Below are 25551 nucleotides of genomic sequence, written 5' to 3'. Positions count from 1 at the left end.
CCCCTCAGTGGTGGTGGTGCGTCTACTTCGTGAAGGTCTCGTGCCGGTCCGCCCTGTGTGTGGCGGCACGAGTGCCGTACGACAGGATTCCGGGGCCGATCCCCTCCGACTTCGGGCGGGTTGTCCCGGTACATCCGGCCTGCTTGGCGTGTGCTCACGCGAACATCCGGCACCCTACCGCTCACCGGTGTGCCGTGAACTCAGTAGGATCACGCGGCGGCCTGCGCTCGCCGGACACGGGGCGGCGGGCGGAAAGCCTGGGTCGGGCAAGGGAATTGGTGAGCAGTGAGCCAGATTGTCGTCAAGCGCCCCCCTCGCGCGCTTCCGTCCGAAGTACCCACGGAAGAGGTCGCTGTCCAGCCGCCGCCCGAGCTGCCTCGGGGGCATCAGGAGAGCGTGCTCATGCAGTTGCTGCCCACGCTCGGCATGGGCGGTTCCGTGGTCTTCTTCTTCACGAACGGTCAGCCGTTCATGAAGATCATGGGCATGGTCATGATCGCCTCGACGGTGGCGATGTCCATCGCGATGGTGGTCCGGTTCCGCCGCGGTTCCCAGGGCCAGCTGGCCGACATGCGCCGCGACTACCTCAGCTATCTGTCGCAGACCCGCAAGTCCGCGGTTCGGACGGCGAAGGCGCAGCGGGACGCGCAGTACTACCTGCACCCCTCCCCCGAGCAGCTGTGGGCGCTCGTCGCCGAGGGCAGCCGGGTGTGGGAGCGGCGGCCGGGCGACGAGGACTTCGCGCACGTGCGCATCGGCCTCGGCCCGCAGCCCCTCGCGACCACGCTCGTCCCCCCGGAGACGGGGCCCGTCGAGCAGCTGGAGCCGCTGACCGCGGGCGCCATGCAGCGTTTCCTCGCCGCGCACAGCACCCTCAGCGACCTGCCGATGGCGGTCTCGCTGCGCGCCTTCTACCACGTCACCGTCAGCGGTGAGCCGCAGTCGGTACGGGCCTCGGCCCGGGCGCTGGTCGGCTCGCTGGCCTCGCTGCACTCCCCCCAGGACCTGATCATCGCGGTCGCCGCCGGACGCGAGGCGCTGCCGCACTGGGACTGGGCGAAGTGGCTGCCGCATGTGCAGGCTTCCGGCCTCCTGGACGGCGCGGGCACCCGCAGGCTGATCAGTGCCGACACCCGCGAGCTGGAGGACCTGCTGTCCGCCCGGCTGACCGGCCGCCCGCGCTTCCACCCCGGAGCGGCACCGCTGCTGGACGAACCGCACATCGTGCTCGTCCTGGACGACCTGTCGCTGCTGCCCGACTCCGTGCTCGCCAACCCGGAGGGCCTGCAGGGTGTCACCGTGGTCGAGGTGGTCCCGGGCGAGCTGACGAGCGCGGGCGGCGACCTGTCCGTGGTCGTCCAGCCGGGCTCCCTGAGCCTGGAGTCCGGGCACGGGATGGTCTACGAGGGGACCCCCGACGCGCTCTCCTACGAGTCCGCCGAGGCACTGGCCCGGCAGCTGGCGCCGCTGCGCATGGCGTCCGGCGGTGACGACGACGAGCCGCTGCTCGCCAACCTGGAGTTCACGGATCTGCTCGGCCTCGGTGACGCGGCCTCCGTCGACACCAAGCGGACCTGGCGCCCGCGCGCGCTGGCCGAGCGGCTGAGGGTGCCGATCGGTCTCGGCGAGGACGGCCGCCCGGTGATGCTGGACCTCAAGGAGGCCGCACAGGAGGGCATGGGCCCGCACGGCCTGTGCGTCGGCGCGACCGGTTCCGGCAAGTCGGAGCTGCTGCGCACGCTGGTGCTGGGCCTCGCCGTCACGCACTCCTCGGAGACCCTGAACTTCGTCCTCGCCGACTTCAAGGGCGGCGCCACCTTCGCCGGCATGGCGCAGATGCCGCACGTCGCGGCCGTGATCACCAACCTGGCCGACGACCTGACGCTGGTCGACCGCATGGGCGACTCGATCCGCGGTGAGCTGAACCGGCGCCAGGAGATGCTGCGCGACGCCGGCAACTACGCCAACATCCACGACTACGAGAAGGCCCGCGCGGCCGGCGCCCCGCTGCAGCCGGTCCCCTCCCTGGTGCTGGTGATCGACGAGTTCAGCGAGCTGCTGACCGCGAAGCCGGACTTCATCGAGATGTTCGTGCAGATCGGCCGCATCGGCCGGTCGCTGGGCGTGCACCTGCTGCTGGCCTCGCAGCGCCTGGAGGAGGGCCGTCTGCGCGGTCTGGAGACCTATCTGTCGTACCGCATCGGTCTGCGCACGTTCTCCGCCGCGGAGTCCCGCGCGGCCCTCGGTGTCCCCGACGCCTACGAACTCCCGAACGTCCCCGGTTCCGGCTTCCTGAAGTTCGGCACGGACGAAATGGTCCGCTTCAAGGCGGCGTACGTCTCCGGCGTCTACCGCACGGGTTCGCAGCGATCGGCGCTGGTGGGCGGACCGCTGCCGGTTGACCGGCGGCCCGTGCTGTTCACGGCGGCGGAGGTGCCCGTGCAGTACACCATCGTGCCCCAGCAGCAGACGGAGTCGGCGCCGGGCGTGGACGACGCCCTGGCCGACACGGTCCTCGACGTGATCGTGCGCCGACTGGAGGCTCAGGGCCCGGCGGCGCACCAGGTGTGGCTGCCGCCGCTGGAGAGCCCGCCGTCGATGGACGCGCTGCTGCCCGGACTCGCGGCGGAGCAGGGCCGCGGCCTGACCCAGCCCGGCTACGAGGGTGCGGGACGCCTGGTCGTCCCGGTCGGCCTGGTCGACAAGCCCTACGAGCAGCGCCGCGACCGCCTGCAGCTCGACTTCTCGGGCGCGGCCGGCCACATGCAGATCATCGGCGGCCCGCAGTCCGGCAAGTCCACCCTCCTGCGCTCACTGATCTGCTCCTTCGCGCTCACGCACACGCCGTACGAGGTGCAGTTCTACGGGCTGGACTTCGGTGGCGGCGGTATGGCCGCGGTGCAGGACCTGCCGCACGTGGGCGGCATCGCCTCCCGCCTGGACCCTGAGCGGGTGCGCCGTGCGGTCTCCGAGGTCTACGGCGTGCTGACGGGCCGCGAGGAGTACTTCCGCTCGGCCGGGATCGCCTCCATCGCCGACTTCCGGTCCCGCCGGGCACGCGGCGACATCTCCGTCACGGAACAGCCGTGGGGTGACGTGTTCCTCGTCATCGACGGCTGGGGCAACTTCCGTACGGACTACGAGGCTCTGGAGCCGGCCGTCCTGGACATCGCCGCCCGGGGTCTCGGCTACGGCATCCACGTGATCATCACCGCGTCGCGCTCGATGGAGGTCCGGGCGAACCTCAAGGACCACCTCATGAACCGCCTGGAGCTGCGCCTGGGCGACGTGATGGACTCCGAGATCGACCGCAAGGTGGCGGCGAACGTGCCCTCGGGCGTTCCCGGCCGCGGTCTGTCCCCCCAGAAGCTGCACTTCATGGCGGCCGTCCCGCGGATCGACGGCCTGACCTCCGACACGGACCTCGCCGAAGCCACGGCGGCGCTGACCACCGAGGTCGGCCGCCACTGGCAGGCGCCGGGCGCGCCGAAGGTACGGCTGCTGCCGCGCCAGCTGGAGGCCGTCGAACTCCCGCCGGGCGACCGCTTCCCGAAGCGGGGCGTCGCCTTCGCGCTCGACGAGGACAACCTCGAGCCGGTGTTCGTCGACTTCGACCAGGATCCGTTCTTCATGATCTTCGGCGAGAGCGAGTCCGGCAAGTCCAACCTGCTGCGGCTGCTCATCAAGCAGCTCACGCTGCGCTACAGCGGCGACGAGGCCAAGTTCTTCGTCGTCGACAACCGCCGCTCCCTGCTGGACATCACGCCGACCTCGCACCTGGCCGAGTACATCCCGATGTCGAGCCAGATGGACCACCACATGGCGGCCCTGGCGGACCTGATGCAGCGCCGCACACCGACGGCCGACGTCACCGCGCAGCAGCTGCGGGACCGGAGCTGGTGGCGGGGCCCGCAGGTGTTCGTGGTCGTCGACGACTACGACCTGGTCTCCACCTCCAGCGGCAACCCGCTCAATGGCCTGACGGAACTCCTCCCCTTCGCCCGCGACGTCGGCGTCCGCTTCATCATCGCCCGCTCCTCCGCGGGCGCGGGACGGGCGTCGTACGAGCCGTTCATGCAGCGCATGAAGGAACTGGGCGCCCAGGGCATCGTCCTGGCCGGCGACCCGGCCGAGGGCGACATCCTCAACGGAGTCCGGCCGCGGCCGATGCCGGCGGGGCGGGGCGTGTTCGTGTCGCGGAAGCGGGGCAAGCCGTTGGTTCAGACGGGATTGGTGGACGTGGAGTACTGAGGCCGCTGTTCCGGCGGCCGTACTGACGAAGCCCCCGCCTCCGGGCGGGGGACGGGGAACGGGGAGGAAGCACGCGCATGGCGTGGGACGAGTGGGAACAGCTGAAGAGCGAAGCCGCCAAGGGTCAGCCGGCACACATGCAGCTGAATCAACTGGCTGCCGACGGTGGAGGCGGCGGCAGCAGCACGGGCCGGTGACCTCACCGTCCACCAGACGGACCTAGCGGCGGGGGGGGCGGGCGGGCGCGCGCCGCGCCGCCCCCCACGCCGATCAGGGTCGTGGCGCCCGTGGCGGGTGGCGCCGGCTGCTCCAGGCGCCGTTCACCCCCCCGACCACCAGCGGCTCCTCGGGGGGGGCGCCCCCGAGAGCGAGGGTTTCGCTCTCGGGGCCGCCCTCGATCACGTCGCCGAGCACTGGGTCGACCAGGTTCAGACCCTGCTCGACGCCTGTGCCCACATCTCCAACCACATGCGCTGCACCAAGAACCAGCACGCCGCCGACGAGTCCTACATCGCGGGCACCCTCTCGGTGAGGCCGTCACCGACTGGGAGGAGATGACCAAGAAGCTCGCGACCCTGAAAGAGGACGCCCAGAACAACCTCAAGGCCAAGGCGGACAAGGCACACCGGGCCGGTGTCAACCCCAAGGTGAGCCGCGAGTTCATCGACAGGACCGCACTGGAGTTCGCGGACGCCCACCCCCAGGCGGACTCCTGGTCTGGGCGGCAAGGGCACCCTGCAGTTCTGGACGGACATGGTGAACTCCCACGCCAGCGCCAGGGGCAAGGAACTCGAAAGCCTGGAGAAGCTGCAGACGGACCTGAGCCTGACACTGGCAACGGCGCCGTTCTCCGATTCGGGCAACATGAAGGCCTGGAAGGCGGACCTCCTCAAGGAGATGAACACCAGTTTCCGGTCCGAGTCCGGACTCGGCGTTTCGAGTGCGGGGTGGTCAGAAGACCGGCAGGGCGATCAGGCTGTTGCCGGCCGTGACGAAGACTCGGTTACCGCCGACCGCGAGCTTGAGATCGGAGATCCAGCGAGGGTCGTAGTACCAGATGTTGGAGCCGTCCTTGACGCTCAGGGTGCGCACCGAGAGGCCGTCGTTCTGGTCTTCGAGGAGCCATACGCCGCTGCCCTGGAACAGGACCGGACTCCCGTCGGTACCGTTTGGAGCGAACCAGTCCTTGCGGCCCTTGCGGAGGCTGAGCCGCTCGGTGAAACCGCCGACGGTCGCGAACACATAGTCGTCGAAGACGCCGGCCGGACCCCATTCCGACGAGGTCCCGGATTCGTTCAGCCCCCGCCAGACCTCCTTGCCGTCCGAGATTCTCCGGCCGGACAGTGTCCTGCCGTTGAGATAGACCACACCGTCGCTGGCCACCGGAACGAGCTGAGTCTTCTTCGCCTGGTCGTACACCGTCCACAGGGTGCGGCCGGTCTTCGTACTGACCGCCAGCGCGTGTCCAGCGGTTGTCGAGACGACCAGTGTTCCGCTGTCGACCGTCCCTTGGCGGGAAAGGCCGGTCCTGAACCGCTCCGGCACCGACACGGTCCAGCGCAGCCTCGCATCGGAACGCCCCACCGCACGCAACCGGTGGTCCTTCGTCACGACGTACACCGCCTCCTCATCGACGGCCAACAGCGCCTCGGCATCGGCCTTGGCCGTCCACCTGGGCTCGCCCGTGGACGGGACGAAGGTACGCAGCGTGCCTCCTTTGTCGGCAGCCACGAGCAGCCGGTCGGAGAGCGACAGGTAGCCGCATGTCATCTCCAGGTCGGAGACCAGCCAGCGCTGTTTGCCGTCGACGACGTTGAACGCTGCTATACCGCCGGACTTGGCACCGGCGATGACCACGTCTCGGACCGGCAGCGGAGCCGGCGCATGCGTTCTCACCGCCGCATCGTGCTTCCAGAGCGGTTTGATCTGGCCGCCGACGATGAAGTCGCCGTCGTCGGCGGACAGGATGCGCGCCGTCGGTGTCTTCACCGCGGGCGGCAGGGTGAACAGGTTCTTGTCGCCCGGGCCACCGTCGCGCAGCAGCCACCATCCCGTGCCGCCCGTCGCCGCCAGCAGCGCGCCACCTGCCGCGGCCCCGGTGAGCAGTCTTCGCCGGCTCGGCCCCACCGCGGTCTGGGTCGTCAGCAGCGGTGCGGTCAGTTCCCGAATCTCACGTTCCCGCTCCCTGATCGCATCGGCCACCGGACCGCGCTTCCACACGGCGTCGGACTTCCTGGACACGGCGAAGGCCCCGGCGATCTGCTCAGGGGTGGGCCGCCCCGCCGCCTCCTTCGCCAGGCACGGGGCGATCAGGGCGTGCTGCTCCGGCGAGAGACCGTGCCAGCGTGGTTCGCCGTGGACGACCTCGTACTGGACCGCAGCGACATGGGTGCCGTCGAACGCCCGGTACCCGGTGGCCGCGTACACGAGGACAGCGCCGAGGGAGAAGACATCGGCGGCCGGAGTGACGCGCCGGCCGAGCACCTGCTCGGGGGCGCCGTACCCCGGGGTGACCGGGATCTGTCCGGTGGTGGTGAGCGTCAGGCCGTGCTCGGGGCGTGCGATGCCGAAGTCGATGACCCGTGGGCCGTTCGAGGTGAGCACGATGTTCGGCGGCTTGAGGTCACGATGGACGAACCCGGCCGCGTGGATGTCGCGCAGGGTACGGGCGACAGAGACCGCCAGGGCGCGCAGTCCCGCGTCGTCCAGCGCGCCGAGCCGGTCCACGATCTGGTCCAGGGTCGGCCCGGCCAGGAACTCGGTGGCGATCCAGGGCCGTCCGCCCTCGGTCTGTGCGCCCAGCACCGCGGCCACGCCCGGACTGCTCACGGCCGCCGCCGCCAGCGCCTCGCGCACGAACCGCTGGGCGAGGCCCGTGTCATGGGCGAGCTCGGGTCGGAGCACCTTCACGGCGGCGACGGTGCCCGCGTGGTCCTGCCCTACGTACACCTTGCCCATGCCGCCCTCGCCCAGCACTCCGAGCAGCCGGTACGGGCCGAGCCGGATCGGGTCACCGGTCCCCAGGGGTCTCATCGCTCATCGCTTTCTGTTCTGTGCACCGGACGGTTCACCGCAAGGGGAAAGCCGCGAGGAAGTGGCCGCCCAGCGCGATGACCTCCCCCGCCTTCTCGTGGATCATGAAACGCTCACCGGTGGTCCGGTAGGAGTGGGCCGGCCGGTGGGAGGACAGATCGATCGCCCACAGCCGCGATCCTCGCTTGGTGTACGCGTAGTCGGAGCCGACCACGGGCGGGGCACCCAGGTCCGCGCCGGTCCCCTGCCCACCCTTTTCCTGCCACTTGACGCGCCCGCTCGCCGGGTCGAAGGCGACGAGTCCGAGTCCTTTCTCGACGGCGTACAAGGTGCCTGCCTCGATCACCGGAAGGCCATAGGTGCGACCCGGTCGTTCGGACGCGGAGTCCCAGGCCACACTCCCGTCAGCGAGCCGCAGTGCCCTCAGCCGGCCGGCGCCCACGTACAGGTGCTGCGCATCGGTGACCAGGGACTCCCGTACCCGGTCCGGAACGACGCCGTCCAGCTTGCGGTCCCAGCGGACGGTTCCCGTACCCGTGTCGCGTGCGACGGCATGCACGCTGCCGTCGTTCGCCTCCTGGAGCGCCACAAGACGGTTCCCCACGACTGAGGCTCCGAGGAAGAACGGGTGCGGTACCTCCTGGTGCCTGCGGGGCAGCGGTGCCTTCCACAGTCGCTTGCCGGTGCTGATGTCGACCGCGATCACGTACCAGGACTGGGAGGCGAGGAAGCTGAAGGAGAACTTGCCGCGCCCGGCCACCGCGTAGGCCACCCCGTCCGCGGTGCACAGCGCCTGGTTGAACATGAGCCCGTTGAGGTCGGTGAACTGTGCGAAGGGCTTCCCGACCTTGCCGGTGTGGACGTCGATCAAGGCCAGAGCCAGCGGGCGCGCATGCGAGGAATCGGATCCGGTGTAGTGGTCGTCCACGTCCTTCACCATGAAGATGCGACCGGTGTCGGAAGCGATCTGCCACGGAATAGGCGAGTTGATCGACGACCAGACGACTTTCCCGCGCTGCGCGATGACACCTTCCAGGTAGTTTCCGGCCATCACCACCACCACGTCGTCAACGGCGTGCAGTGGCACCGGAAAGGAGTCCAGGGGTCCCTCTGTGAAGCCGCCGTTGTATGTGTCCTCGACCTGGATCTGCCAGAGGGAGTCCAGCTGCTTCCTTGGCAGCTGGCTGTTACTGGGGCCGGGCGCAGGCTGTGTCCTCGGGGCAACGGCCCGCTCGCTCCAGGCCCACGCGCCCACCGCCCCCGCGGCCGCGACGCCCAGCGCGGCACCGCCGCCGGTGAGCAGCAGACGTCGGCGGGACCACCGTACGGGCACGGCCGTAGACGCAGGAGCCGGCTCATCGGCCGGAGCCGGCAACCGCTGCGGTGCGACGTGCCAGACCTCGCTCGCCCGCCTCCCGATGTCCGCCAGCAGCGCGTCCGGCAGATGGTCGGCGAACTCACCTGCGCCATCGTGTAGTTGACTGGCAAGCCACCCAGTGGTCGGCCGCCGGAACGGGTTCTTGTCCAGGCACTGCGCGAGCACCGGCACGAGGCTGTCGGGCACACCGCTCAAGTCGGCCTCGGTGTACTGCACCCGGTACAGCAGATCCGCCGCCTGACCGTGCCCGAAGGGCGGACGTCCGGTGGAGGCGAAGACCAGCAGACCGGCGAGCGCGAAGACGTCGCCCGTGGCCGTGTGTTCCTGTCCGCTCGCCTGCTCCGGCGACATGAAGGCGGGGGTGCCGATGGCGACCCCCACACGAGTGAGGTGGTCGTCGCCGGCCGCGCGTGCGATGCCGAAGTCGATCACCTTCGGTCCGTAGGCGGTGATCAGGATGTTGGACGGCTTGAGGTCACGGTGGACGACGTCGGACGCGTGCAGCTGCCCCAGCGCCCCGCACAGCGCCGCCCCCAGCGCCCGTACGGACGCCTCGGGCAGCGGACCGCACAGCCGCACGGCCTCGTCGAGGGGCGGCCCGAGCACGTACTCGGTCGCCAACCACGGCATCTCGGCCCGCGGGTCGGCGTCGACCACCCCTGCGCCGAACCGCTCCCCCACGACCCGGGCCGCGTCGGTCTCCAGCCGGAACCGGGTACGGAAGGCCGGGTCGGAGGCGATGCGAGCGTGCATCGTCTTCAGTGCCACGGTACGGCCGCCTGCCGTGCGCGCGAGATAGACGGTGCCCATGCCGCCGCTGCCGAGGCGGGCGATCGGGAAGTACGGGCCGAGCGCTTGAGGATCGTCGTGCGTGAGAGGGGAGGGCATGGCTGTCGTCAGTTCGGTTGAGGTAGGGGGCTGGTGTGCGGTACGGGCGCGGCGCCGACAGGAATCTCCGCGCTGAGGACCGCGGCCGACTGATGGGCGAGGGCGGCGATGACACGGCCGGGAAGCCAGCCGGGGGTGAAGAGTCCGGCGGCGCGATCCCCGGCACCGGCCTCGATGCCCGTGTCCGTCGACAACTCGTCGACTATGTCCGTCAGTTGGGGACGGTTGCTCGGATCGCGGGACAGACAGCGGGCGATGACCGTACGGAAGGCGGCGGGAAGCTCGTCCCGTTCGGGCGTCGTATGGCCGGTGGCGGCGTAGGCGAGCGTCGCCCCGAGGGCGTAGACGTCCCCGAGGGGCCGAGGTCGTCCGCCGGACGCCTGCTCAGGGGGCAGACTGCCCGCTTCCAGCTCCGGGAGCCCGGAGCGGGACGAACCGTCCGGCGCGGCCGCACGGACCGCGCCGAAGCAGGACAGACGGGGCCCGTCGGCGGCGAGGAGAACGGCCGCCGGTGACACGCCGGCGAACGTCAGCCCCTGCCCGTGCAGGACGGCCAGCGTCTCGGCGAGGGCCACGCCCAGTGCGCGTACGGTCCGCTCGGGCAGCGGACCGCCCTGTACGGCGAGGGCGGTCGGCAAAGGCACAACGGGCTGGTAGGGCCGGGAGTACCAGGCGGGCTCGCCCGGTCCGGCGAGGGCCGTGGCCGGGGCGGCACAGGGCCCGAGCAAGTAGCGGGAGCCGTCCGCTTCGGCGAGGAAGCGCTGGGCGTCGGTTCCCGGTTGCGGGAGGGAGAGCAGTACGGTGTGCTGACCGTCGGTGCTGCGGGCGATGTAACGCCGCTCGGGGACGGGGATCTTGGTACGCGGATCGTCCAGCGCGGTGATGAGGGTGTACGGGCCCACTCGCCGCCGTGTCTTCACGGCTCTGTCCGGATCTTCCCCGGCGGCCACACCCGTGGCGCCACCTGTGGCGTGCATTCCCTGTCCTGGTTATTCCGCTCTGCCGAGTCCGTCTCGGACACGGCTGGGGGCGGGCACCCTCCGTGCGTGCCCACCCCGCAGTCGCGACGTGCCGATGTTGCCGACCACTTACTGGAAGTAGCTGGCGGCCTTCTTGTCGCCGCCCATGTAGTCACCGCCGGCGGCGTGCACGGCGTGGCCGATGGCGACGAGGGCCTCGTGGATGCCCCGGGCCTCGCGGTCCCATGCGGTCTGCTGCTCGCGGTACGTGTTGTGGGCCTCGCCCTCCCACATGCTGGAAACCTGCTGGACCTTGCTCTTGATGGCTTCGAGGCCGGCCTCGAGCTGTGAGGCCTGCTGGCCGATCTGAGTCGCCATCTCGTCAAGACGGTCGTAATGAACTTCCGTCACGCCGTTGTTGTGGACGCCCATGATTCCTCCTTTGGTGAGAAGTGGTGGTGTGGCCTGGATCAGTAGCCGGACAGCGCCGAGTGCGAGCCGCCGTAGTCCACGTCAATGCCCTGGACGCTGGCGCGGACCTGGTCCTCGGTGCTGTCGTTGATCTTCATGGTCGTGTTCATGGCATCGATGAACTTGACCAGGATGTTGCCCATCCGGACCATGCGCTCGTTGATCTCGGTCTGCTTGGCGTTGAACGCGCCGGCGCCGATGCCCTTCCAGTGACCCTCCAGCGTGTCGATCATGTGCTGGAGGTGCTTGAGCTGGCCCTTGATCTCGTCGAAGCGGGTCAGCAGCTCCTTTTCGAGACCGACAACACTGTCTTTGGTGATTTTCTGAGTGCCTGTCGCCATTTCGATGCCTTTCTGTGTGAACTGGCCTTGCCCGGTGCTGAGTCAGGCCCAGCACTGCGGGCAAGCGGGCCTCTGCTCACTCGGCGAGTGAGCAGGTATGCGGGAGACCGCTCAGGTGTTACGACGCGCCCGTAGCACGCCGAAACCGGCGCCTCCGACAACGAGTACGGCCGCCACGGCGCCGATGATCACCCAGGTCGTCGTGTTGCTCCCGGAGTCGGAGTCCTTCGCGGCGGCAGAGGTGGGGCCGCTGGTGGAACCGGCGTGCTTCGCGGGCCGGCTGGAGGAGGCCGAGGGGGTGGGGGTGGCCGAGGTGTCGTCGTCGCCTGCCGAGTTCGAGGCGGCGAGGGGGTCCACGTTGGCCGGGCCGGGATTGATGTGCGGATTGTCGAGCACCATGCGCGGACGCACGATGCCATAGCCGAGATAGAGGCTCCGCTCACCCTTCGGCCACTTACGGCCGGCCGTATCGATCAGCGCCCGAAGAACCTGGTTGGCCGTCCAGTCGGGGTGTGCGGACCAGACCAGGGCGGCGGAGGCGGAGGCGATGGCGGAGGCGGCACTGGTGCCTTCAGTGCTGCAGTACTGTTTGAAGGTGTTGTCGCACCAGCCGGGTACGTTGACTCCAGGTGCCGCAAAGTCGACGTACTCGCCGTGCTCCGCGAACTTGGCAACTTTGCCGGACTGGTCGGCAGCGGAGACACCATTGACGTACGGATAGAAGGCGGGATATTCGATCTGGTTGTTCTTCGTCTCCGCCTCATTACCGACCGAAGCGAATAGCAACTTCCCCTTGGAGGCCGCATATTTGGCAGCCTCCTTTTCCGCCGGATCGTACAGGGGGCCACCGAGTGACATGTTGATGATCTTCGCGTCACTGTCTGCAGCGGCCCTGATATCCGCAGCGAGAGTGGCGGTCTTCGCCTTCTCTGCCTTGTCCTTCAGGGAATCAAGTTGCACGCGATACGGAATAATCTTCGCATCCGGGGCAAGCCCCTTTATTCCGCCGCCGACACCCGTTCCGGCGATCAACTCGGCCATGCTCGTTCCGTGCCCGTCGAAATCCTGGGTGACGTGGTAGGACACGGGCTTGGCCACCTCACCGACGAGCACCTGCCCCTTCAGAGAAGGGGTGGCCGGGTTGACGCCAGTATCGATGACGGCAACCTTCACCCCCTTACCAGTGCTCGCCTTCCACATGTCGTCGGCCTGCATCGCGCCCAGGTACCACTGCTTCGACCGGACGTCCGCGGCCGCGGCACCAGGAGCCAGGGACATGGAAACGACGGTCAACGCGCCCAGCGCGGAGCACACGATGGACAGGCTTCTACCGCCGCGCCCCATAGGGCGCAAATCTTTTGTGCCACGTCGGCTGGTCCCTGGCTTCATGCCCGCGTACGTCCTCGCTTGTTCAGTCGCTCTTCTGTGGCACGTCGCGCCGCTGTTTCTGCGACGAGCGGTGTTGTTCCTTCTCCGGCTTCCCGGCGCGTCCCGTGCCACCGTTCGGGCCCTGTCGTTCACCTACGGCACCCCGGCCGAGCCCTGTCCTACCAACGCCGCCCTCGGAGCCCTTGATCGTCGAGCCGCCGTTGTTCCGGGGCGCGCCAATCGCGCCCTCAGGATTGCTGGCCGAACGCAGCACCGACTGGCTTGTGGCGGGATCCGGCTTCGCCGTAGGCGCGCCGACAACTCCTCGCTGCCCGACGGCGCCCTTCGGCTGCGTCGAGGAGACCGGCTCCTCGGCGCCGACGACCATACCTCGCGGGACACGAGGATTAGACGCCGAACCCGACGTACGGCCCGTGACGGGCTTGCCGCCCACGACACCGTTACGCGCCGCGCTGGTGGGGCCAGCGACTCCGGCACGCCCACCAGGCGTGTTGGCCGTCCTCGGCGTTCCACCAGTGATGCCACGCCCCAGAGAGGAGCGTCCGGTCTGCTGAGTGGACCCTCGCACAGCTGACTGACCGGCCGAAGTCGGCGTACGTCCCACGGCGCGAGCAGCCTGCCCCATCGGGCCCTGCGGCACACGACCGCCGGTGGCGGTACGCCCCGTCTGGCCCTCAGGCTCCTGCGGCACTCGCCCACTTACAGTGCCGGAAGGGCCGGTGCGGCCCGTGCGGCCCTGCGTTGAAATCGGGAGCCGACTGGTCGGGCCATAGCCGGTGGAACGTCCGACGGACGGGGGGATCGGAGGCGCCACAGGCCCCGCAGTCATCGGAGGCGTCGGCTGCCCGCCTCCACCAGAGGTCGGAAGGGTGGGCGTGGGTCCTCCGTGCGGTGCGGTGGTGTGCTGCGGAGGCAGAGTGCCGACGGTGTTGATCTCCGTGCCGACGGGGTGATTCGGATCGGCGACCGGCTGGTGCACGGTCGTCTGGTGCACCTCTTTTACAGGAGAACCATGGGCCGCAGGTGGCGCGTCAGTCGGCGTCGCCTGCGCATGATGGCCCACTGCACCGGCATCGACGGAAGCCGCCTGCGTCGGCTCGAACCTCTTCGCCCTGGTCCTGTCGTCACTACCGGTCAAGGTCGGCTTCGGCACCCCCACAGGCGGCATCGCCTTGTACGGCGGCGGCCCGTCCTCCCCCTTCAAGGCGCCGGCCGACACCGCGTAGTAAGAGGCCAGCCTGTTCATCTGGTTGATCGCCTCTTGCCGGTTCTTCTCGGCCGTCTTGGCAACCACGAAGTCCGGGTTGCTGTCGACCTGCTTGGCCTTGGGCAACTCGGCGGGCAGCTTCCGATCGGCCCTGGGCCGGGGGTCACGGGGCGGCATCGACTTACTCACGGTGGCCAGCCCCATGCCCGCTGCGGAGATCTGCGTGGCCGCCTTGTTGGCGAACGACGCAAGCTCGTCGCTCCAGTTGGCCAGGCCCCTACCCCAGTCACGGAAGCCGGTAGCGCCCTTCCCCTCCCAGGTAACCGCTTCGATGTGAGCTCGCAGCTCCGTGGCTGCGTCGGAGATGGACTTGTGGGCATCCCACAACGCCTTACTGGCCAGCTCCAGGTGCTCGGGGCTGCCTTGCTCGGCGAGGTCGATCATGTCGTTGAGGTCGTGGTTCTCGAAGTCGGTCGAGCCGAAGGCGTTGACGTGTGCGCCAAAGCCGAACGGCGTGATGGCCAGCACGTTCTCCACGACATTGACCGCACCGACCTGCTGGTCCGCCTGATCCACACCGGGCTTGTACTCGGGCTGTTGCTGCCAGTTGTCGCCGCTCATCAGTACCCACCCTCGGTCGACTTGTTGGCCTTCGGCGCCGGCTTCGACTTCTGGGCCTGCTCCTTCGCCACCGCCTGCTGGTGGTCCTGGTCGAGTTGCGACTGGATCGCCCAGAAGCGCTCGCGCACCTCTTCCTCGACGTTGTCGTAATCGCCGTCGGCCGCCCGTACCGCGATCTTCAGGGCCTCGATGTGCAGGCCCAGCGACTTCGACAGGTATGTGAGGCGTTCATGCACACGCTCGTACTGTCCGTGCAGGTCAGCCGCTTCATGGAACGGGACCTCCGTCCCGCTGAACGACGGCCGACCGATGGCGTGCTGAGCAATGCTGGACGGCGCACCCGGCGAGCCGTCAAAAGTCCTCAACGCATTGTTCACACGCTTCTGAAAGATCTTCAGAGCCTCAAGACCGCGCCTCAGATCCGAGCCGCCACCGTCACTCACCGCGACCCCTTCCCCGTTTCCCCGTTCGTACAGCTCTCAACAGACCGGGCAGCAGGCAGTCACACCCCCGGATCCACCGTTGACCACTGTAGTCACTGTGCAATTCCCGGCCAACTGAACTCTGCGACAGTTCAGTTGCAGTGGTGTCCCGATGTGACCGACTTCAGACCGCGCAAGACCGGCAACCGGGTCAATCACGACAGATGCATCCGGACATCCATACAGAAGATTCACATCCGAACACAGGCGGGGCGCTCCGGTTCGCTGGAACCAGAACTTTGCAACCACAAAACCCCACGCTGAGGGAGCGAGTCCGGCGCCGTCGAACATTCCGGTCGACCTCGAGCGGCGGACCGCCGGGAGACCGCTGCTGCCAACCGGACGGGCATACGTTCCCCGAATCTTCACGCCCGGCAAGCCACACATTGGAGACATGGGGAAGATTTTTCCGAACCTTGGTTGCTACCTTGACCCGACACCGGGGTAGCCACACGGGGAAAGGTCCTTCCATGGCATGGGACGAGTGGGAGCAGCTCAAGGCACGGGCGGCCGACGGTCAGTCGGCGCACATGCAGCTGAACCAGGTCGACGGTGGGGGCGGCCACACCGCCATGCCCGGCAAGACCGGTGATCTCAAGGTCGGGCACGACGATCTGGTGAAGATCGGCGGCGCCGCGCACCACCTCTACAACCAGCTTTGGGACAAGGCCCGTGTCGCCGTCCCCAGCAGTGACTCCGCAGCCGGCGACCTGTCCAAGCAGGGCTTCGCCGTCGGGTCGGGACTCGAGCACGTGTCGAACCGCTGGGACGAGCAACTCAAGTCCTTGATGGACGCGTGCGCACAGATCTCCAACCACATGCAGGTCACCAAGTCGGTTCACGCGAACGACGAGCACTACATCCAGCGGCAGATGAGCAGCATCGACGCCCTGGACGCCGGGTTCGACGAGAGGGTCGGGGCGCCGGGCGGGAAGAACCCCGTCCACGGGGAGAAGGACAAGAGCAAGAAGAAGGAATAGCGGCGCCGGAAACCGGACGACGACACCACCCGACGCACACCCGGCTGCCACCGCCACTCCGGGGGACCAGGACAACCCATGGACTTCAACGCTCTGTTCCACGCCAACTTCAAGCTCCTCGACGACGCCGTCACCGACTGGTCCACCCTCGTCAAGCACCTGGACGAACTGAAGAAGGACGCCGAGGACGGCCTGCACAAGGCCGCGAACAAGGCCGACTGGGTCGGTGTGAACGCGCAGGTGTCCAAGGAGTTCATCGGCAAGACCGCCGGTGAGTTCACCGACGCCCACACGCAGGCCACCACGATCCACAACATCCTGCTCGACACTCGCAACGAGCTGAAGGGCTTCCACCAGCAGCTCACCGAGTCGGTTTCCCGGGGGCAGAAGAAGAACCTCACGGTCGTCGACACCGGTCACGGGAGCTTCACGGTCATGGGCAACACACGCCCCGACTGGAACTCGGACCCGAGCGGCAACACGAGCACGACCAGTCAGAAAGACGTCGACGCCCTCCGCGACGAGATCCAGGGCATCCTCAGCAAGGCCACCGAGAGCGACGACTCGGCCAAGACGGTCCTGACGGCGATCGCGGACCAGAGCGCGATGGGCTTCGCCGACGCCGACTACAAGAACAGGGACGAAGCCGCGGAAGCCGTCAAGGATGCCGACGAGCTCGCGAAGCTGGCGAAGAAGGACCCGGACGACCTGTCGGTGAAGGACTTCGACCGGCTCAATGCGGGGCTGAAGAAGTACCACGCCGATCCGCTGTTCTCGGAGCGCTTCGCCAGGGACCTCGGCCCCGAGAAGACCCTGTCCTTCTGGGCCGGCGTCAGCGACCCGGCCGTCGCACCGGATCTCACCCGGGAACGGCGGGAAGAACTGGGCGAGTTGCAGAAGAACCTCGCCCTCACCCTCGCCACCGCCAGCCAGAGCGACACGGCAGGCATGACCGACTGGAAGCGGCACATGGTCGACATCGGTGACCGGCCGGTGCAGGGCAGGCGCGGCAACATTCTCGGTTTCCAGGTCATGAGCAACCTCATGCGGGCCGGGGACTACGACGACGACTTCATGAAGCAGTACGGCAAGGGCCTCACGGAGACGGAGCGGAGGTTCACCAGCGACGGCAAGCACGGGGCTTGGCAGCGGCTGGGCTTCGATCCATACCTCAACCACATGGCTGGCGACTCCGGCTGGGATCCGATGTCGGGTTACCTCAAGGGCCTCTCCCACAACCCCGATGCCGCGACCGACTTCTTCAACGACGACTTCATACCGAAGGACGGCGACCACAAGGACGCCGTCTCCAACTTCAAGTACCTCTTCGAAGAGCGGCACTGGCCGCACGAGAGCAACAGCGACCTCAGCCAGGGCGAGAGCATCGACGGCCGCAACAACCTGGCCTCGGCGCTGGAGGCGGCCACCACCGGGCATCCCACGGGTGAGCTGCCGACCGATGACACACCCGCGCACAATCCTGGCCAGACCAAGCTGTTCGAAAGCATCGTCTCGTCGATCTCGGACGACAACGAGCGGCTCACGGACCACGGTTACATGTCCGACAGCATCGGGCAGATCGCCTCTGAGTACCTTCCGGACATCGACCGCGCGACGACCGATGTGGACCAGCACCCGAGCAAGGGCGACGACGACGGCCAGACGGCCTGGGACCGCGTTCAGAAGCTCTATCCCGTCCAGGGTACGGGGGCCGAACTCGACCGCCGCGAAGCGACGCGGTTTCTCTTCGCCGTCGGCCAGGACCCCGAGGGATATGCGGCCGTCGAAGTGGGCCAGAAAAACTACATGGGCAAGCTGATGGAATACCACTTGAATCCGGACCTGCCGGAAAGCCGGCGCCCGAATCAGGACGTGGAACTCACCATCCGGGACATCGCGCGCCACTCCGGGCAGGTTTCAGGGACCTTGGCCATGGGCCGGAACGAAGCAGTCGCGGGTCCGGCCGACGCCAAGGACAAGGACTTCGACCACTCGGTGGCCCAGTGGAAGAACTTCTTGTCCGGAGGAGTCGGCACCGGCGTCGGGGTCGGCACGTCCTTCATCGCGTCTCCGGCGGTCGGCGCCGGCGTCGGTGGCGCCGCAGGAACGGCGACCAGCATGATGCTGGAGGAGCTTTTCAAGGACGCCGAGGGCAGCGCCAAGGACGATGCCGGTGGCGAGATGGGCAGGAACTGGCAGGACGGCAACGAGAACAACATGAAGTACACAAGGAAGGCCGCCTTCGACGCAGCCAAGGCCTACCACCTGTCGAACACCGGTGACGTGTCCACTTGGGCGGAGGATTCCTCCTCGCAGGGATTCCTGGAGGGCGGCAGCTACATGGAGCGGGTCGGAGCCGAGCTCGTCACGGACATCTGATGTCGGGGTCGAGCCGGTCGAAGGAGGCTGGACACATGGTGGCTCGGCGAGCTGTGGCGGCCACAGCGGTGCTCGCGGCATTCGGTGTGCTCGCCGACTGCTCGGGACCCTCTGCGAAGAAGGAGTACGACGTCCCCACGGCGCTGTGCGGCGTCTCGGTCGATCCGGAAGTGATCTCTCCCTTTCTCCCCGCCGGCAAGCAGGCCACGGTTGTCCAGACGCGCCCAGTGCCCTCGAGAAAGCTCTGCCGGGTGGACGTCGACGGCCGGTGGGCGATGATGGCGAACCTCCAGTGGTGGGCGGATGACGTGTCCGTCGACACGGTCGCGTACGCCAATCCCCAGCTGGGGAAGGCCGGGCAGTCCGCCGGCGACCACTTCCTCTACAGCGGGACGGGCGCCGTGAAGATTGTCGACGGCTGCAAGAACTCCGGCCACAGCGGGCATCTGCTGTACATCTCGGTGCGGGTCCGCGACTCGGATCTTGGCGATGCCCCTGCCATGAAGAAGTTGGCGACCACCTACACCGAGGCCGTCGGGCATTCCGATGAATGCTCGTAAGGCGTTGAGTCGTCCCGCTGCTCGAAGCCGCGAAAAGCCGCATGTTCACAGGGCAGCCGGCCTCAGCACTCCCCCGCCCGGTTCGTCACCGAGAACACGTACTTGTGCTGCGGGTACGTCTGGCCGCCGATTCCCGGCGCCTCGTAGTCGCCGGCCTTGTCCCGGTCGAGGGTGACGTGCATGCAGAAGGCGGACGGCGTTCCGTCGGCCGTGACGGTGTAATAGGCCTCGTTCGGCTTCTCGGGGCCGGTCGGGGTGGCGTCCACGCCGAAGCCGGGGGCGTCGCCGCCACCGTGCGCGGTGACTTCGTCCTCGATCTTCAGGGTGTATTCACCGTCGAAGTCAGCCGGTTCATCGCCCTCGGAGCCGACGTAGGTGGTGGTGCCGTCCAAGGCGTCCGCGGCGCCCCGTACCGCGACGGTCAGTTCGTCTCCGCTCCAATTCGCCCGGTCGGCCACGGCCAGGCTCTGGAAGCCGTAGTAGATCCCGAATGCTGCCAGCACGAGCAGCGCCACCCGGGCCACGGTGAACGACGCGTCCGGGATGTCGGGGGCCGAGGGGTTGAGGTCCTCCCGCCAAGCTCGTACCCGGTCCGCCTTGACGCAGGTCATGGCTACGAGCCCGGCGGACAGGAGGAACAGCAGGACGGTCATGGGCTGGAGGTCCGGCTCTCCAGGGCGCGGCGCCTCCTCCGGGCGTCGCGTAGTGCTACCGCTCCCCCGCCCAGCCCCGCCACCAGCACCGCCGCGCCCACGGCCACGTACGTGGCGATGCGGGCGGTGCGCTCCTGGAGGGTTTCGCCCAGGGTGAGCTTCGCGGGCGTGGGAGCCTCCGCGTGGGTGAGGCCCGAGTCCGGGTGAGGTGACTCGATGGGGTGATCATCCTCGGTGAGGGCGCGGACCGGGTCCACCACGCCCCAACCGACCCGGATGTCGTGGCCGGGGATGGAGCGTTCCGCCGTCTGTTCGATCTGGGCGACGACCTCCGCGGGCGTCCAGGTGGGGTGCTTGGCCTTGATCAGCGCGGCCACGCCGGCCACGTACGGCGCGGAGAAACTCGTACCGTTGTCCGAGCAGTGACCGCCCTTGGGGACCGTGGAGATCATGTCGACGCCGGGGGCGGCGACGCCGACGAAGTCGCCGGACTGGGAGAACGCCGCGCGTTCGTTGTTGCGGTCCGAGGCCGCGACGGCGAGGACTCCGTCGAAGGACGCAGGGTACGTCTTCTTCACGTTGCCGCCCACGCCGTCATTGCCCGCGGACGCGATGACGACGATCTTGGCGGCGAGGGCCTCGTTGACCGCCCGGTGCAGGTCGTCGTCCGGCCTGATCGCGTTCGTGGTGTCCTGCGAGATGTTGATGACCTGGGCCTTGACCTGGATCGCGCGCCGGATCGCCTGGGCGAGGCTCTTGGACGTTCCGTGGCCGTCCGCGTCGTTCTGCTTGATCGGGACGATGGTCGCCTTGGGGGCCAGGCCGACGAAACCCGTGCCCTTCATGGGGCGGGCGGCGATGATGCCGGCCACCCGGGTGCCGTGGCCCACCGTGTCCGTGGTGGGCTTGGACTTGGCGCCGTCGACCGGCTTGCCCTTGTTGTCCTTCGCGGGCAGGTAGTTGGCGCCCAGGGATCCGTCCACCGCGTGGGTGAGCTGCGGGTTGGCCGTGTCGACGCCGGTGTCGATCACGGCCACCCTGACGTTCTCGCCCTTCGACTGGCTCCACAGCTCGTCCAGGTTGACGCGCTGCAGCGCCCAGGGAGTGCCGGCGTATTTGTGGTTCGACTTCGAGAACGTGCACTGGTCCGAGCCCTCGTCCGCCGCCGCCTGCGACGCCGGGAGGAGGACGGAGGCGGCCGTGGCCAGGGCCGCTGCCAGGGCGGTACGGGTACGGAGGCCGGGCCGCGTGGTGCTGCGCGTGGACGACATCGGCTGCCCCCTACGAGCCCTGCGGCTGGCGGGCCGCCGCCGTCGACAGGCGCGGGCCCGTCGGCAGGAATTCCGACCAGGCCGCGGGGATCGGCGTGGGATCCACGTCGGCGTACCCGAGGTGGGTCTGCGCCAGTTTGGCCTCCTGCTGGAGCTCTTGGCGCTGCTTGGCGGTGGTGCCGATGCCCGCGTCGTTCGTGGAGCTGTCGTCGTTGGACTGCAGGGCGTAGCGCAGTCCGGTGTCGGTGGCCAGGAAGACCGGGCCCGCCTTGGTCTCCTCGCCCTGGAACTGGCGGTAGAGCTGGCCGGAGCCGGCGGTGACGTACGCGCTGGAGGAGCCGGTGGGCAGGACCGCCGGGAAGTCCTTGCCCGCCCAGGTGCTCAGCGTCGTGTCGCCGTTCTTGGCGTCGACGTCGCGCAGGACGGTGCAGACGGTGTTACGGCTGCCGTCGGCCGTGGAGGCCTCGTTGACCGCGGTGGGCTTCTCGGTGGGCCACCTGTGCTCGGCGCCGAACGGCTGTCCCGGGTCGATGGCACCCGAGCTGACCTCCTTCGCGTGCCCGGCCTGGCCGAGCTTCACGAGGTCACTGCTGGCCAGCAGCAGCTGGGCGACGAAGTCCGAGATCGGGGCGACCCGGTCCTGCAGGACGACGTAGGACTTCTCCTCGCCGTTGACCGGGGCCTGGAGCACCATGCCGACGCGGTTGGCCTGGCTGTCCAGCTGGCCGGAGGCGTGGGCCGGGGCACCCGCCGTGCCGCCGACCTTCGGGAAGCTGATCGGGTCGCCCTGGTGCAGGGTGTCGATCCACTCCCGGGTCACGTGCTGGGGTTCGCGGTTGGGACCCACGAGGGTTCGCAGCAGCAGACCGTCCGTGCTGTCCACCTTGTACGCCCAGCCCTGGGCATCCACGATGTAGCGGGTCTTCTCGGGCGAGACGACGTAGAGGAGTTCGCCGCCGTGCAGCTTCTGCTCGGCGCCCTCGGTCTTCTGCATGTCGCGCTTCGCCAGGACGAACGCGGCCTTCTGGATCGAGTCGCCGCTGCCGCTCGGGCGTTCGCAGACGGCCCACCGCTTGGCGGCACCGGCCTCCTGGCTGGAGGGCAGCCGGTCGGGGGCGTAGGGGATACCGATGGTGACCCCGTGCGGGATCTTGCCGCTGTCCAGGATCGACTCGTCCACGGTGACGACGTCGACGTCGCTCTGGCTGCTCAGGACGAGCTTGGCCGACGCCATGTTGAGCACGGGGTGGAGCTGGACCTTGCCCTTGGTCCTCAGTACCACGTACCGCGTGGTCGACTTGCTGGCGATGATCACCTTCTGGCCGGGATCGTCCCAGCCCTGCGGAGCGGTCGGCTTGAACATGCCCCAGGCCCCGAAGGCCGCCAGGACGACCACGCCGACGATCGCGCCGGGCAGGACGGCGCGCAGCGGCCGCGGCGCTCCTTCGTCCGAGGCATCCGGTGACGACTGCACGAACGACGCGAGCATGCGCCGCTTCGCGAAGGTGTAGGCGTTGAGTTGGTCCCGCCGAGATGCCATCTGTGCCCGTTTCTCCCCGTGTCTCACGCGGAGCGCGTCCGGGGAACAGCTCCCCCGCCCTCCGTTGTCGGACCCGGCCCCTACTATGCCTGGTGCGGGGCGAGTCCTGCGGAGCGGGTAGGGTACCTGGGCCCTCAAGGGTCGTGTGCAGGCGCCTGGTTCCAGCGAGTTGTGAGCAAAACGGGGGGATGGAGTGATGGCTTCCGGAACGCGGACGCGATCGCGCGGCCGTTCGGCGGCACGAGGCCGGACGGATGTGTCCGCGTCGGCGCCGCGTGGGGCGTCCGCTCGGCGCGGCGCGGCACAGCAGCCGGTCACGCTCGGCCTCCGGCCCCGGCCGGGGCAGGCCGGTTCGTTCCGTTTGCAACGGATCGTACTGGTCGAAATCGCTGCCGCCGTCCTGCTCGTCGGCTGGGCCGTGGGCATGGTCGCGATGGTGCCTGCCGCCGTCGTCGCCCTGGTCCTGGTGCTCCTGGCCTTCGTCCGGCGCCGGGGCCGTTCGCTGCCGGAGTGGCTCGGCACAGCGCGGGAACTGAAGGCCCGTCGGCGTCGGGCCGCGAACACCCCGATACCACCGGGCACGGAACCGGCCCTGGTGCCCGCGCTCGAATGCGAGCCCGCGCTGCGGACGTACTCCCACGGGGCGCGTGACCGGCGGCCGGTCGGGATCGCCGGGGACGGGACGTTCGTCACCGCCCTGCTCCAGGTGGAGGCCGACGCGACCGCGCTGCGGGCCGAGCGGACCCGGCAGCCGCTGCCGCTGAAGCTGGTGCAGGACGCGCTCGACGTGGACGGGATCCGGCTGGAGTCGGCGCAGATTGTGCTGCACACGCAGCCGGCGCCCGCTCTGCACCTGCCCCAGCAGTCCGTGGCCGTGTCCAACTATCTGCCGCTCCAGCAGCAGACGGGCGCCCCGGCGGTGCGCATCACGTGGATAGCGCTGAAGCTCGACCCCGAGCTGTGCGCCGAGGCCGTGGCCGCGCGCGGGGGCGGGTTGCCCGGGGCACAGAAGTGTGTCGTGCGGGCGGCCGACCATCTCGCGAGCCGGCTGACCGGGGCCGGGTTCCGGGCCCGGGTGCTCGACGAGGAGGAGCTGATCGCCGCGCTCGCCACCTCCGCCTGCGCCAACCCGCTGGTGACCGCCGAGGCGGGGCGCAGCGAGGCGCGGGAGCGGCGGACCGAGGAATCCGGGCGCAGCTGGCGGTGCGACAACCGGCGGCACACGACGTACTGGGTCAGGCGCTGGCCTCAACTGGGTGGCGGCCGGGGCGAGTCGCTGCCGCAGTTCGTCGCCCGGGTGACGGCCGTACCGGCGCTGGCGACGACCTTCAGCCTCACCCTCGCGCGCGGTGACAAGCAGGAGGTGTCGCTGTGCGGGCATCTGCGGGTGACCGGGCGCAGCGACGACGAACTGGTGGCCGCACGGCGCGCGTTGGAGAGTGCGGCGCGGCAGGCGGGGGCCGGGCTCGCCCGGCTCGACCGTGAGCAGCTGCCGGGCATGCTGGCCACGCTGCCGCTTGGAGGTGTGCGGTGACGACGATCCCGACGATGACGACGGCTCCTTCCGGAATCCCCGGGGCTCCCGGGACTTCGGGCAGGGCGGACACCTCGGTGGCGTCCGGGCTGCAACGGGTGGGTGAGCGCCTGCGGCACGGGCTCGGGCTGATCGGGCCCCGGCATGGACGCCATTCGCTGCCCGTGCAGCAGTTGGAGGCTCTCGCCCTGCCCATCGGCGACGACGGCGTGGTCGCCGGTGTGGACGCCGAGGGGCAGCCGGCCGTGCTGGGCATCAACCGGCCCACTCCGTACGACGTCGTGCTGATCGGCGGATTGTGGACGGCTCAGGTGCTGGCGCTGCGGACGGCGGCCACAGGGGCGCGGGTCGCGGTGGAGACGGGGCGGCCGCAGGCCTGGATGCAGATGGTGCATGCCATGGGCGGCGGGCAGAACGGGCTCGCCGTGTACGAGGTGGGGCGGGTTCCTCCGCAGGGCGCCTCGGCCGGTACGCCCGTGCTCGTGGTGCGGGACTGCGGTATGCGGCCGCCGCGCGGGCGCGTGGTGTCGGGGCCCTGGCAGTCCGTGCTGACCCTGCTGCCGTATCTCAGCCCGGTCGCTCCCCGGCTGCTGCGGCAGGCGCGGCTCGCCGGTATCCAGCGGGTCTCGCCGGACGAGGCGGCGGAACTGGGGCGCACCATGGGGCTGTCCCGGACCGAGGTGGAGTCGCTGCCCGGGCTCCCCGACGGTGTGACGTTGTGGTGCACCGATCGTGACCGGCAGTATGTGATGACCCAACCCACCGATGCCGAGATCGGATTGTTGGGCACACCACGCCGGATGGACTGAACTGACCTGTCTCGTCCTATTTGTTCGACGCTTGTTCCTCACTCCTGCGTGGATTGTTCGACGTTTGTTCGCGGTCGGCGCCGTCGGGCGCGAGCCGAGAGGTGGGCGGGGCTGCCGAGGTGTGCCCCGTGGTGATTAGGCTGGGAACGGGCGCGATGCCAGAACCCGTGGACCAGGCGTCGTCGGCCCAGGGGGAAGACCGGCGGATCGGGCTGCCTCGAACGACTACGGACGACGTGAACGACACGACATGGTCGCCCCGGCACGGCATGAGGGTGCTCGACCACACCAGGAGGAACTGTGAGCAGCGATCGGGACGGGATCCGCGGGGGCTGGGCCACACCCGGCGATGACCAGCCCGACGCGGAGTCGGCCTTCGAGACCACCGGCGAGTTCACCATCGACTACGCCCCGCCCGCCTGGTACACGCAGAACGCGTCCGGGACGCCGGGGGACTCCGGCACCGCGGGCGGTCCGGGTTCGGGTGGCTCCGCCGGTCCCGGCGGGGCGGGTGGCACCGGCTCGATAGCTTCCGGCACCCCGGGAGGCCCCGCTGGCACGACCGGTCCCGCTGGTCCGGGAGGCCCCGCTGGTCCGGGAGGCCCCGCTGGTCCGGGGGGGCCGGGTGCTCCCGGCTTTCCTGGTGTTCCGGGGGATTCCGGGGCCTCGCAGTATCCGCCGTTCCCCCCGGCATCGCCTGCTCCCGGGCTGACTCCGCCGCCGCAGGCGACCCCGCCGGCCGGTACGGCGGCACCCGCGGCGCCGTACGCCTCGCCCGTCCCGCCCGCTCCCCCCGCGCCCTACC

The 25551-nt window shown here is 69.2% G+C and carries 19 protein-coding genes and 1 pseudogene; 8 read left to right on the top strand and 12 right to left on the bottom strand.

The annotated features are described in order from the left end of the window. Positions 1 to 285 precede the first annotated feature (285 nt). Positions 286 to 4251 carry a type VII secretion protein EccCa gene (gene eccCa / locus AB0H32_RS25600; protein WP_361124682.1) on the top strand — a complete coding sequence of 1322 codons (3966 nt, stop codon included), beginning with the start codon at positions 286 to 288 and terminating at the stop codon, positions 4249 to 4251. Positions 4252 to 4328: 77 nt separating this feature from the next. After that, a pseudogene (locus AB0H32_RS25595) lies at positions 4329 to 4809 on the top strand (hypothetical protein). On the opposite strand, the gene AB0H32_RS25590 reads toward AB0H32_RS25595, so the two are convergent. The 9 genes from AB0H32_RS25590 to AB0H32_RS25550 all read right to left on the bottom strand — a co-directional run bounded on the left by AB0H32_RS25590 (position 4758) and on the right by AB0H32_RS25550 (position 14981). Further along, positions 4758 to 5156, bottom strand: coding sequence for a hypothetical protein (locus tag AB0H32_RS25590; protein WP_361124706.1), 399 nt, complete (start codon positions 5154 to 5156; stop codon positions 4758 to 4760). The pseudogene AB0H32_RS25595 and the gene AB0H32_RS25590 overlap by 52 nt on opposite strands. Positions 5157 to 5202: 46 nt before the next feature. Continuing rightward, positions 5203 to 7284 (bottom strand): PQQ-binding-like beta-propeller repeat protein, encoded by a 2082-nt coding sequence (locus AB0H32_RS25585; RefSeq protein ID WP_361124680.1) that lies wholly within the window; start codon positions 7282 to 7284, stop codon positions 5203 to 5205. 34 nt (positions 7285 to 7318) lie between these two features. Beyond that, complete coding sequence (locus AB0H32_RS25580) at positions 7319 to 9550, bottom strand: serine/threonine-protein kinase (RefSeq protein WP_361124678.1); 2232 nt, start codon at positions 9548 to 9550, stop codon at positions 7319 to 7321. Positions 9551 to 9558: 8 nt separating this feature from the next. Then, positions 9559 to 10527, bottom strand: coding sequence for a serine/threonine protein kinase (locus AB0H32_RS25575; RefSeq protein ID WP_361124676.1), 969 nt, complete (start codon positions 10525 to 10527; stop codon positions 9559 to 9561). A 111-nt stretch (positions 10528 to 10638) separates the two neighbouring features. Continuing rightward, on the bottom strand, positions 10639 to 10941 hold the full coding sequence (locus tag AB0H32_RS25570; protein ID WP_361124674.1) for a WXG100 family type VII secretion target: 303 nt from the start codon (positions 10939 to 10941) through the stop codon (positions 10639 to 10641). A gap of 38 nt (positions 10942 to 10979) precedes the next feature. Further along, positions 10980 to 11321, bottom strand: a complete 342-nt coding sequence (locus AB0H32_RS25565) for a WXG100 family type VII secretion target (RefSeq protein WP_361124672.1) — start codon at positions 11319 to 11321, stop codon at positions 10980 to 10982. 111 nt (positions 11322 to 11432) lie between these two features. Beyond that, complete coding sequence (locus tag AB0H32_RS25560) at positions 11433 to 12599, bottom strand: S8 family serine peptidase (protein ID WP_361124671.1); 1167 nt, start codon at positions 12597 to 12599, stop codon at positions 11433 to 11435. Positions 12600 to 12732: 133 nt separating this feature from the next. Continuing rightward, the gene (locus AB0H32_RS25555; protein WP_361124669.1) at positions 12733 to 14538 is read right to left on the bottom strand and encodes a hypothetical protein; all 1806 of its coding nucleotides are present in this window, start codon (positions 14536 to 14538) and stop codon (positions 12733 to 12735) included. After that, positions 14538 to 14981, bottom strand: coding sequence for a hypothetical protein (locus AB0H32_RS25550; RefSeq protein ID WP_361124667.1), 444 nt, complete (start codon positions 14979 to 14981; stop codon positions 14538 to 14540). Before AB0H32_RS25550 ends, AB0H32_RS25555 begins: the two co-directional genes overlap by 1 nt. 509 nt (positions 14982 to 15490) lie before the next feature. On the opposite strand from AB0H32_RS25550, the gene AB0H32_RS25545 reads away from it, so the two are divergent. The 3 genes from AB0H32_RS25545 (at position 15491) to AB0H32_RS25535 (ending at position 18939) form a co-directional block, all read left to right on the top strand. Further along, positions 15491 to 16000: a hypothetical protein gene (locus AB0H32_RS25545; RefSeq protein WP_361124665.1), complete on the top strand. Its 510-nt coding sequence runs from the start codon at positions 15491 to 15493 to the stop codon at positions 15998 to 16000. A gap of 78 nt (positions 16001 to 16078) precedes the next feature. Continuing rightward, complete coding sequence (locus AB0H32_RS25540) at positions 16079 to 18379, top strand: hypothetical protein (protein WP_361124663.1); 2301 nt, start codon at positions 16079 to 16081, stop codon at positions 18377 to 18379. 53 nt (positions 18380 to 18432) lie between these two features. Further along, positions 18433 to 18939: a hypothetical protein gene (locus tag AB0H32_RS25535; protein ID WP_361124661.1), complete on the top strand. Its 507-nt coding sequence runs from the start codon at positions 18433 to 18435 to the stop codon at positions 18937 to 18939. 62 nt (positions 18940 to 19001) lie between these two features. On the opposite strand, the gene AB0H32_RS25530 is transcribed toward AB0H32_RS25535, so the two are convergent. From AB0H32_RS25530 to eccB, 3 genes are read right to left on the bottom strand one after another with little or no spacing between them, the layout of a single operon-like run. Beyond that, on the bottom strand, positions 19002 to 19592 hold the full coding sequence (locus AB0H32_RS25530) for a hypothetical protein (RefSeq protein WP_361124659.1): 591 nt from the start codon (positions 19590 to 19592) through the stop codon (positions 19002 to 19004). Beyond that, positions 19589 to 20863, bottom strand: a complete 1275-nt coding sequence (gene mycP / locus AB0H32_RS25525) for a type VII secretion-associated serine protease mycosin (RefSeq protein ID WP_361124657.1) — start codon at positions 20861 to 20863, stop codon at positions 19589 to 19591. Before mycP ends, AB0H32_RS25530 begins: the two co-directional genes overlap by 4 nt. Before the next feature lie 10 nt (positions 20864 to 20873). Continuing rightward, positions 20874 to 22403 carry a type VII secretion protein EccB gene (gene eccB / locus AB0H32_RS25520; RefSeq protein WP_361124655.1) on the bottom strand — a complete coding sequence of 510 codons (1530 nt, stop codon included), beginning with the start codon at positions 22401 to 22403 and terminating at the stop codon, positions 20874 to 20876. 196 nt (positions 22404 to 22599) lie between these two features. Between eccB and eccE the strand changes: the two genes are divergently transcribed. From eccE to AB0H32_RS25505, 3 genes are all read left to right on the top strand, one after another. Further along, the gene (eccE, locus tag AB0H32_RS25515; RefSeq protein ID WP_361124653.1) at positions 22600 to 23937 is read left to right on the top strand and encodes a type VII secretion protein EccE; all 1338 of its coding nucleotides are present in this window, start codon (positions 22600 to 22602) and stop codon (positions 23935 to 23937) included. A gap of 14 nt (positions 23938 to 23951) precedes the next feature. Then, complete coding sequence (locus AB0H32_RS25510; RefSeq protein WP_361124651.1) at positions 23952 to 24746, top strand: hypothetical protein; 795 nt, start codon at positions 23952 to 23954, stop codon at positions 24744 to 24746. Between the two features lie 300 nt (positions 24747 to 25046). Then, positions 25047 to 25551: SCO5717 family growth-regulating ATPase (locus AB0H32_RS25505; RefSeq protein WP_361124649.1), on the top strand; the 505-nt coding region annotated here is incomplete at its 3' end.

It is taken from the genome of Streptomyces sp. NPDC020362 (genome assembly GCF_040642095.1).
Lineage (GTDB): Bacteria > Actinomycetota > Actinomycetes > Streptomycetales > Streptomycetaceae > Streptomyces.
This window is presented reverse-complemented; position numbering and strand designations above follow the sequence as displayed.